General features: G+C 67.1%; 8 protein-coding genes. 4 read left to right on the top strand and 4 right to left on the bottom strand.

All coding sequences use genetic code 11. The features are described 5' to 3' along the window. Positions 1 to 18 precede the first annotated feature (18 nt). Together VNF71_16710 and VNF71_16715 are read left to right on the top strand one after the other, a co-directional pair. Positions 19 to 606, top strand: coding sequence for a DUF4389 domain-containing protein (locus VNF71_16710; protein HVA76196.1), 588 nt, complete (start codon positions 19 to 21; stop codon positions 604 to 606). A gap of 10 nt (positions 607 to 616) precedes the next feature. Beyond that, entirely contained in the window at positions 617 to 1,372 is a 756-nt protein-coding gene (locus tag VNF71_16715; GenBank protein ID HVA76197.1) for a hypothetical protein, read from the top strand. Here the strand turns inward: VNF71_16715 and VNF71_16720 are convergent. After that, a complete protein-coding gene (locus VNF71_16720; GenBank protein HVA76198.1) occupies positions 1,359 to 2,225 on the bottom strand; it encodes a 5'/3'-nucleotidase SurE in 867 nt (288 codons plus the stop codon). The genes VNF71_16715 and VNF71_16720 overlap by 14 nt on opposite strands. 51 nt (positions 2,226 to 2,276) lie before the next feature. Here VNF71_16720 and VNF71_16725 point away from each other — a divergent pair, with 51 nt between their 5' ends. Beyond that, complete coding sequence (locus VNF71_16725; protein ID HVA76199.1) at positions 2,277 to 2,822, top strand: hypothetical protein; 546 nt, start codon at positions 2,277 to 2,279, stop codon at positions 2,820 to 2,822. 336 nt (positions 2,823 to 3,158) lie between these two features. On the opposite strand, the gene VNF71_16730 is transcribed toward VNF71_16725, so the two are convergent. The 3 genes from VNF71_16730 to VNF71_16740 form a co-directional block, all read right to left on the bottom strand. Then, complete coding sequence (locus VNF71_16730) at positions 3,159 to 5,183, bottom strand: glycoside hydrolase family 15 protein (GenBank protein ID HVA76200.1); 2,025 nt, start codon at positions 5,181 to 5,183, stop codon at positions 3,159 to 3,161. Between the two features lie 72 nt (positions 5,184 to 5,255). Continuing rightward, entirely contained in the window at positions 5,256 to 6,533 is a 1,278-nt protein-coding gene (locus VNF71_16735; GenBank protein ID HVA76201.1) for an amidohydrolase family protein, read from the bottom strand. A gap of 70 nt (positions 6,534 to 6,603) precedes the next feature. Next, positions 6,604 to 7,446, bottom strand: coding sequence for a mycofactocin-coupled SDR family oxidoreductase (locus VNF71_16740; protein ID HVA76202.1), 843 nt, complete (start codon positions 7,444 to 7,446; stop codon positions 6,604 to 6,606). A gap of 92 nt (positions 7,447 to 7,538) precedes the next feature. Here VNF71_16740 and VNF71_16745 point away from each other — a divergent pair. Continuing rightward, the coding region (locus tag VNF71_16745) for an LmeA family phospholipid-binding protein (protein HVA76203.1) at positions 7,539 to 7,839 on the top strand (301 nt) is incomplete at its 3' end.

Below are 7,839 nucleotides of genomic sequence, written 5' to 3' on the forward strand. Positions count from 1 at the left end.
CGGAGGTGGTGGAAGTTGATGGGACCGAGATACCCGCTCGGGGCAGACGTCGCAGACCTGCCTAACGTGGAGAGGTGGCGGCCGCTGGTCAACTGGGTGCTGATCATCCCCCATCACATCTGGCTCGGGCTGCTGACGCTCGGTGCCTGGTTCGTTTCGATCATCAGCTGGTTCGTCATCGTGTTCACGGGGAGGATGCCGGAAACGTGGAGCGACTACCTGGTAGGCGTGCTGAGATACCAGTGGCGGGTCACCTGCTACCTCTACGCGTGGACCAACGTGTACCCGAGCTTCAACCCGGTAGCAGGACATGTCGATCCCGGCGACTACCCGGCAGTGCTCTATTGCGCGAGACCGGTCGAGCGGAACAGGGTGACAGTCTTCTTTAGGGCGATCATGGCGATACCGCAGTTCATCGCCGTGTACTTCGTAGGCATAGCCGCCAGCGTGGTGCTGTTGATCGCATGGTTCGCGGTACTGATAACCGGACGGTGGCCGCAAGGGATGCGGGACTTCGCGATCGGCTTCGTGCGATGGCAGATACGCCTGACCGCGTACGTGTTGCTGGTCTGCGACGAGTACCCGCCGTTCAGCCTCGAGCAATGAGGGGGTACCGATGAGCGAGACGCCCCTTCCGCCGGCAGGAAATCCCGAAGAAGCCGAGGGGGGTCCCGAGCCTGGGGCGCCGGCGGGCGGCCGGGGTTCGGCCGAGTCGTGGGGTGGTTCGGGCGAGTCGTGGGGTAGCTGGGGCGCCGGCGCGTCCGAAGCCGGTCCGGGTTCCGGGGCGCCGGCGGGCGGCTGGAGCTCGGCGCCGTCGGGCCCTTGGGGAGGCGGATCGGCCGGCCCGGGGTTCGCACCGCCGGACCCTGCCGCCGTGGCCGGCCCACCGTGGCCGGAGCTGATCGCGGTCGGACCGTACACGCCACCGCGGATGATCCGCTGGCCGATCATCGGCGGACTCGTCCTCGTCGTGGTCTACGTCGTGGTCATCGTCATCTTCAGCAGCTCGACCTCGATCTCGCATGCGGCGTGGCTAGCCGACCACGAGGGGACGATCAACACCCTGAACAGGGACCAGCAGAACCTGGCAGCCGACAACCCCGCCCAAGGCGGCAACGCCGCGCAGTGGATCGCCGACTGGCAGGCGCTCCACCAAGACGCTGCAGCGGCGGCCGGGCTTCCCAACCCGGGCGGCTCGGCGACAGCGCCGTGGCGGGAAATGATCAACGACTACTTCAACGGCTCCTCTGAGATCATCCAGGCGGTCCAGACCCACGATCAGTCGCTCCTGCTGCAGGCGCAACGCGATCTGGTAGCCGGCGACCGCGCGGCCGCGGCGTTCAACAAGGCGATGGGAATCAACTCGCCCTGACCCCTTCGAACAACTGGTCGAGCCCGCGGCCGATGACCGCAGCCGCGTGCTCGTCGGGATCGGGATCCGACGCTTTGCGACGCAGCCGCTCAGTGAGGCTGCCGAGCAGCGTGACCGATACGAGGTCCCGCTCGATCGCTCCCCCGTCGGTCCCCTCCGGCAGGGACACGGCATCACCCCACTTCATCACCACGCTGTAGCTGTTCGGGTGACCCAGCTTGGGTTCGAGCTCGACCTCGGAGATCACTCTCGGAGGTACCCGACCGACCGTCGTGCGCTGCCAGCCCGCCATGGCTTCGACGGTCATGTCGGGCACGTTCACGTTTACGGCCACCGAGCCTGAAGGAGGTTCGGTGACAAGCGCACCGACGACAGCAGCAGCGACGTCTGCTGCGCCCTCCCAGCACTGGTCGCTCAGCATCTCATCCCACCCTTGCCCCTCGACCCCGAAACCGTGCACCGCCTGGCTCACCGCGACGCCCGTCATGCCCCCCACGCGTGCGGTTAAGGCCGCGCCCACCGTGCCCGAGTGGTAGACGGACCGGCCGACGTTCACACCGGGGTTGATGCCCGACACGACGAAGTCGAAGGGAGGACCGAACGCTCCGAGGCGGGCGAACATGACGCACAGCGCCGGCGGCCCGCTCACCGACCAGACATCGTCCAGACCGTCCATCGACACCCGATGCACCTCGGGCTGCATGCGATTGAGAGACCCGAGGGCGGCGCTCGATCCCGAGTATTCGGTGTCAGGCGCCACCACGGTGACGTCCCCGAGCCCTCGCATCGCCCAAGCGAGTTGGCGGAGACCGTCGGAGTCGATGCCGTCGTCGTTGGTGACCAGGATTCGCACAGGTTTGTGTTACCACGTGCCGGGGTGCGGGGTGTCCCGTAGGCTGGAGCGGTGCTCTACGCGTGGGGATTCGAACGCGTCGGCGTCGTAGCCGGCGACCTGTACTTCATCGACCCAGATCCCGCTCCAGGCCAGGAAGGCGCAGAACGCGGCGTGCGCCTGGAGGTGCGGCTTCTCGAGCGGCCGGCGCTCACCGGGTCGATATACGCGGCGCAGCCGATCGTCATCGACCGGCCGGTTTGGCGAGCAGACCTGCTCGAGACCGTCGCCGGCCCTCCCGGAAGCCACGACCGCACCCACCACCACCCCAAGTTCCGGGGGTGGGAGCCGGGAAGGCGCCAGTTCGACCCGGCAATGACCGAGGACCCGATCGGTTGGTTGACGGCACGCCTCCAAGACCTGCCGGGGCTGATGGAGGGCGCCGCAATCGACCCGTCGGAGGCCGGTCCCAACGACGCCGCGGAGCTCGCCGGGGTCGCCCCTGAGATCGCCAAGACCGTCGAGGACCTCCTGGCCCGTGTGCGCGCCGGAGAACTCGCCAAGGAGCCCGAGTCGGGTTCGGAGCCGCTGGCGGCCGCGAGGGTCAGCTGGCTGTAGGCCCCGCGCGGGCCCGCGCGGCGCCGGCTCGTCCTGCGGTGTCCGCTCACCCCGGCTAGCGCCCCGCGCCCCCGCCCGCACTGGCCCGGCAGGGCTTTGGTTGGCACCCAACTGGGTAGGTTAAGTATGCCGAGGGGATAGTTAACCTACCCAGAAGCCGGGCAGCGCCTGAGTGGGCGCCGGCGGGCAGCGCCTGAGTGGGCGCCGGCGGGCAGCGCCTGAGTGGGCGCCGGCGAGCAGCGCCTGAGTGGGCGCCGGCGAGCAGCGCCTGAGTGGGCGCCGGCGGGCAGCGCCTGAGTGGGTGCATAGGCGGGCAGGCTGCACCCGCCGGAGCGCTCAGGAGCCGCGTATGGGTTCGTCCGCCGGCGAGTGTCCGTCGTGGGTGTCCGCGATCTGACCGGTCGGACCGCTCGCCGTCGTGGACCCGTGCACGGTGACCGGGTAGTTGGCGGCGTCCTCGGCTCGGATCACGTGCATCACCGCGTTGATGAGAGCCAGGTGGGTGAAGGCCTGCGGGAAGTTGCCGAGGTGGCGCCCGGTGTGCGGGTCGAGCTCCTCGGCGTAGAGCTCCAGCGGGCTGGCATAGGCCAGGAGACGCTCGCACAGTCGTACGCCACGCTCGACCTCGCCGATCTCGATTAGCGCCGAGACCAACCAGAACGAGCAGATGGCGAAGGTGCCTTCCTGGCCGTGGAGGCCGTCGTCGGTCTCCTGGACCTTGTACCGCAGGACGAGACCCTCATAGGTGAGTTCGTCCGCGATGGCCAGAACGGTCTTGCGGATCCGCGCGTCGTCGGGGGGAAGGAAGCGGAGCAGCGGCATGAGAAGCAACGACGCGTCGAGTGCCTTCGACCCGTAGGCCTGGACGAACACCCCGCGCTGGTCAACACCCTTCTCGCAGATCTCGGTGTGTATCTGGTCGGCGAGGACCTGCCACTTGTCGGCATACTCGGGCTCGTCGAACATGCGGGCCAGCCTTGCGCCGCGGTCCATGGCGACCCAGCACATGAACTTGCTGGTGGTGAAGTGCTGGGGTTCACCTCGCACCTCCCAGATACCGCGATCCGGTTCCTCCCAGTGGGCGGCCGCGCACTCGACCTGCTGCTTGAGGATCGGCCAAAACGACTCCTGAAGCTGCGCCCTCGACCGCGCGTGCAGCAGGACCGAGTCGAGGACCGCCCCCCAGACGTCGTGCTGCTTCTGGTTGTACGCCGCATTACCGACGCGCACCGGCCTGGCGCCCTCGTAACCGGAGAGGTGATCGAGGGTCGACTCGGTCAGTGTCCGCTCGCCGCCCACTCCGTACATGACCTGGAGCTGGTCGCCGTCCTTGCACGCGTCGGCGATGAAGTAGAAGAAGTCGTTGGCTTCGCGGTCGAAACCGAGTGTGTACAGACCCCACAGTGCAAACGTCGAGTCGCGTACCCATGCATACCGGTAGTCCCAGTTGCGCTCGCCATGCGGCGTCTCGGGCAAGCTCGTCGTGGCAGCGGCGAGAAGCGCCCCGCTCGGTGCGTAGGTCAGCCCTTTCAAGGTCAGCGCGCTGCGCTGCAGGTAGCTCCGCCAGCGGTGGTCGGGGAAGTCGCCCTGGGTGATCCATTCGCGCCAGTGCTCGGACGTGCGCCACATCCTCTCTGCAGCCTCATCGAAGGTCATCGGCGCGGGCAGCGCCGACCATGAAAGGGCCACGAAATGGGTGTCGCCCTCGACCATGCGCGTCCTCGCCGTGACTCCTCGCTGCTCGATCCCCGGACGCAGGTCAGTCGTGAGGCGTAGGACGAGGTCGGCGCCGTCCCCTGTCGCAACGAGGTGCCCGTAACCCTCGCCCTCGTAGGTCCAATGTGGAAACGACTCGCCGTAGTTGAACACTGGGTCGCACGACATCGACACGTCCACGGTGCCGGTGACGCATTTCACCGTACGTACGAGGCAGTGCTCGGCGTCGTAGTCGGTGGGCGAGCGACGGTGGGTGTGCGAGCGCTCGCTCAGGTTGTGCCACGGTCCGATGCACATCGCGTCGCGGACGATGATCCAGCCCGTCCGCGTCTGCCAGGTCGTTTCGAGCATCAGGCTTCCCGGCAGGTAGCGACGGGCGGCGGGGACCATCTCGTCGTAGGGGCCGATACGAAACGAGCCGGCACTGCGGTCGAGCATCGCCGAGAACACCGCCGGCGAGTCCGGGCGCGGAACGCACATCCACTCCACCGCGCCGCTGGGAGCGATCAGGCAGGTGCTCTCACAGTCAGACAGAAACGCGTAGTCCGCGATCGGCGGGAAGGGGCTGCCGCCGGCGGGCCATGCCTTGTCGGCGACAAAGGACCCGGTGGTCGCGTCGGGCTGTGATCGCTCTGAACCGTTCACGGCCGGTCATGCTAGGGGCGGGAAGATGTCGAGACGGTGCTGCCCGCCTCCAAAGAGGTTCCCAGAACCTCTTTAACTGCGTGCGGGCGCCAGCCTCTCGAGGGCGAGGCCCCCCTCGAACGGGCGTCCGGCAAACGCCAGCGGTGCCCTGTAACCGGTGTCACCCAGAGGCGTGTGCGTCTCGGCGACCGACGGCCCGATCTTCTGCGCGATCGGGGTCAGTGCCTCGAGGTCGAACCCGTAGACCTTCGCCGCGTTGCCGGCGAGGATCTTGCGGCAGCGGGATTCGGGCTGATCATGGAGAGCCCAGCGGATGGCTTCGCGCGAGTGTGGGGTGGTCCCTTCTTCGTGCGGATAGTCGCTCCCCCACATGAGGTGGTCTTCGCCGAGGAAGTCGATCATCGATGACTCGTATGGCGAGAACGCGCTGGCGCCGAAGTAGCAGTTGCGCTTCACGTAATCGCTCGGTGCGAGCGTCAACTCGTCGACGGAGGAACCCCCGAACATGCCGTAGGTGCGGTTACCCGCCGAGGACTTCAGGGTCGGGACCATCGCGTCGAGCGTCGCCAGCGGCATCCGTATGAACAGCGTCCCCTGCTCCGTCGGGACGAAACGGAAACGCGGGTAGCGCTCGAACACGCCGGCGAGAATGAGATGCGGTACCGTCCTCTGCGCCCATGAAGCCATCTCCGTGATCAGGACAGCGTTCGACGCTGGCTGGTCCATCGGCATCTCGGGGCTACCCGCTCCACTGTGCTGGACGACGCTGATGTCCAGGTCGTGGCAGAGCGCCCAGATGGGTTCGTAGCGGGTGTGGAAGAGCGGTTCGACAACGGGGTCGCCCGGGGACACCGCGGGGATCAGGACCCCGCCGAAGCAGCCCTGCTCAACTCCCCACTGGATCTCCTCGAGGGCGAGGTCGATGTCGTGAGGGAAGATCTGGATGAGCCCGCGCCGGCGCTTCGGCGCGAGTGAGCAGAACTGGACCTGCCACCGGTTGTGGGCCTTGATCCCCTCCCAGCGCAGCGCGAGATCTTCTTTGGTCCGGGGGAGGCTGATGGTGATGTTCGGCACGGTCGGGAAGAAAGGTGGCACCGTGTTGGGGAACAGGATCTCCGCCGATACGCCGTCCGCATCCACCTCGGACATACGGAACTCGCTGTCCCAGTTCCGCTTCGCGGTCGCGATCATCAGGTCGTCGAACGGGCTGACGTATGTGGCGGCCCAGCGCTCGAACTCGTCGTGCAGCCGGGAGGGCAGGTACTGCTTGTACTCGTGCAACTCGGCGCCGGCGTGAGTGTCGGCGGAGATGACGACGTAGCGGTCGATCGTGTCCCAGGTCGCGCCCATGCGGTAACCCTCCTTAGGTCCAGAGTAGCGAGATTGTTTGACTCAGGTCAAATAACTTCAGGCTTGGCTCTCATGCCGTCACCCGGGCCGAAGCACCCGCGCTCACGTCTATCACCGCACCCGTTATGTGCGCTGCGGAGGGTCCGGAGAGGAACACCACGACCGCCGACAGCTCGGCGGGATCGAGCAATGCCTGGGGCTGAACGTGGAGCATTCCGAGGAAGACCTTCGCGTCCTCGATGGTGGGCTCGGCGAGGTCGGGGCGCACCTTGCGGATGAGGGCGTCGTTGTTGACCATGGGGGTGTCGACGTTGCCGGGAGCGATCGCGTTGACGGTTATACCGAACGGAGCGAGGTCCTGCGCCGCTGACTTCGTGAGACCGATGACCCCCCACTTCGAAGCCACGTAGGCACCGACTCCGCCGGTCGCGCCGCGCCCCATCATCGACGAGACGGTCACGATCCTCCCGTACTTCCGGCCGATCATGATCGGGGCCACGGCGCGCATCGAGTTGAAGACGCCGGTCAGATTCACGGCGAGGACGTCCTGCCAGCGCCCGGGGTCGGAGGCCTGGATTGGATCGCCTCCGCTGATGCCGGCGTTGGCCACGAGGATGTCGATCCGGCCTAGCTCGCTGTTGACCGAATGCGCTGCGCTCTCCATCTGCGCCGCGTCCCGTACATCCGCGGTGATCGGCACACAACGACCTCCCTCTTTTTCCACCAGAGCCACCGTCTCCTCCAGATCGGATGCGGTCGCTAGCGGGTAGTCGATGCTCGTCAGGTTCTCGCACATGTCGACGATCGCCACGTCCGCTCCCTGCCGGGCGAAGGCGAGCGCGTGGCTGCGGCCCATCCCCCGCGCCCCACCTGTGATCATGGCGACCTGACCGTCGAACTGCTTGGTGCTCACGCCGGCGGACTCTACGACGGCGGGACACGTGCCGACTGCCGGCGGTACCGGTGGCCGGAACGCGGCAACGGTCGCGCCTACAGTCGCCCGGCGTGATCAGGCGCCTTTTCACGGTGGTAGTGCTTACGTTTGTTCTCATCGTCGCGGCCATCGTGATAGGCGGCGACATTGGTGTCCGCGTCTACTCGGAACATCAGATAGCCGATCGGGCCAAGTCCTCCACCGGCGCCCAGAGCGCGAGCGCCGGCATCCATTCGTTCCCGTTCCTGTACCACCTCCTGGTGGAGGGCAAGGCGAATCGGATATCGGTGCACCTCACGCGGGTACCCGTCGGGCTGCTCACGCTCGACAAGGTGGATGTCACGGCGCGGGGGGTTCATATCGACGTCGGCT

The organism is Acidimicrobiales bacterium (assembly GCA_035533095.1).
Taxonomy (GTDB): domain Bacteria; phylum Actinomycetota; class Acidimicrobiia; order Acidimicrobiales; family Palsa-688; genus DATLUM01.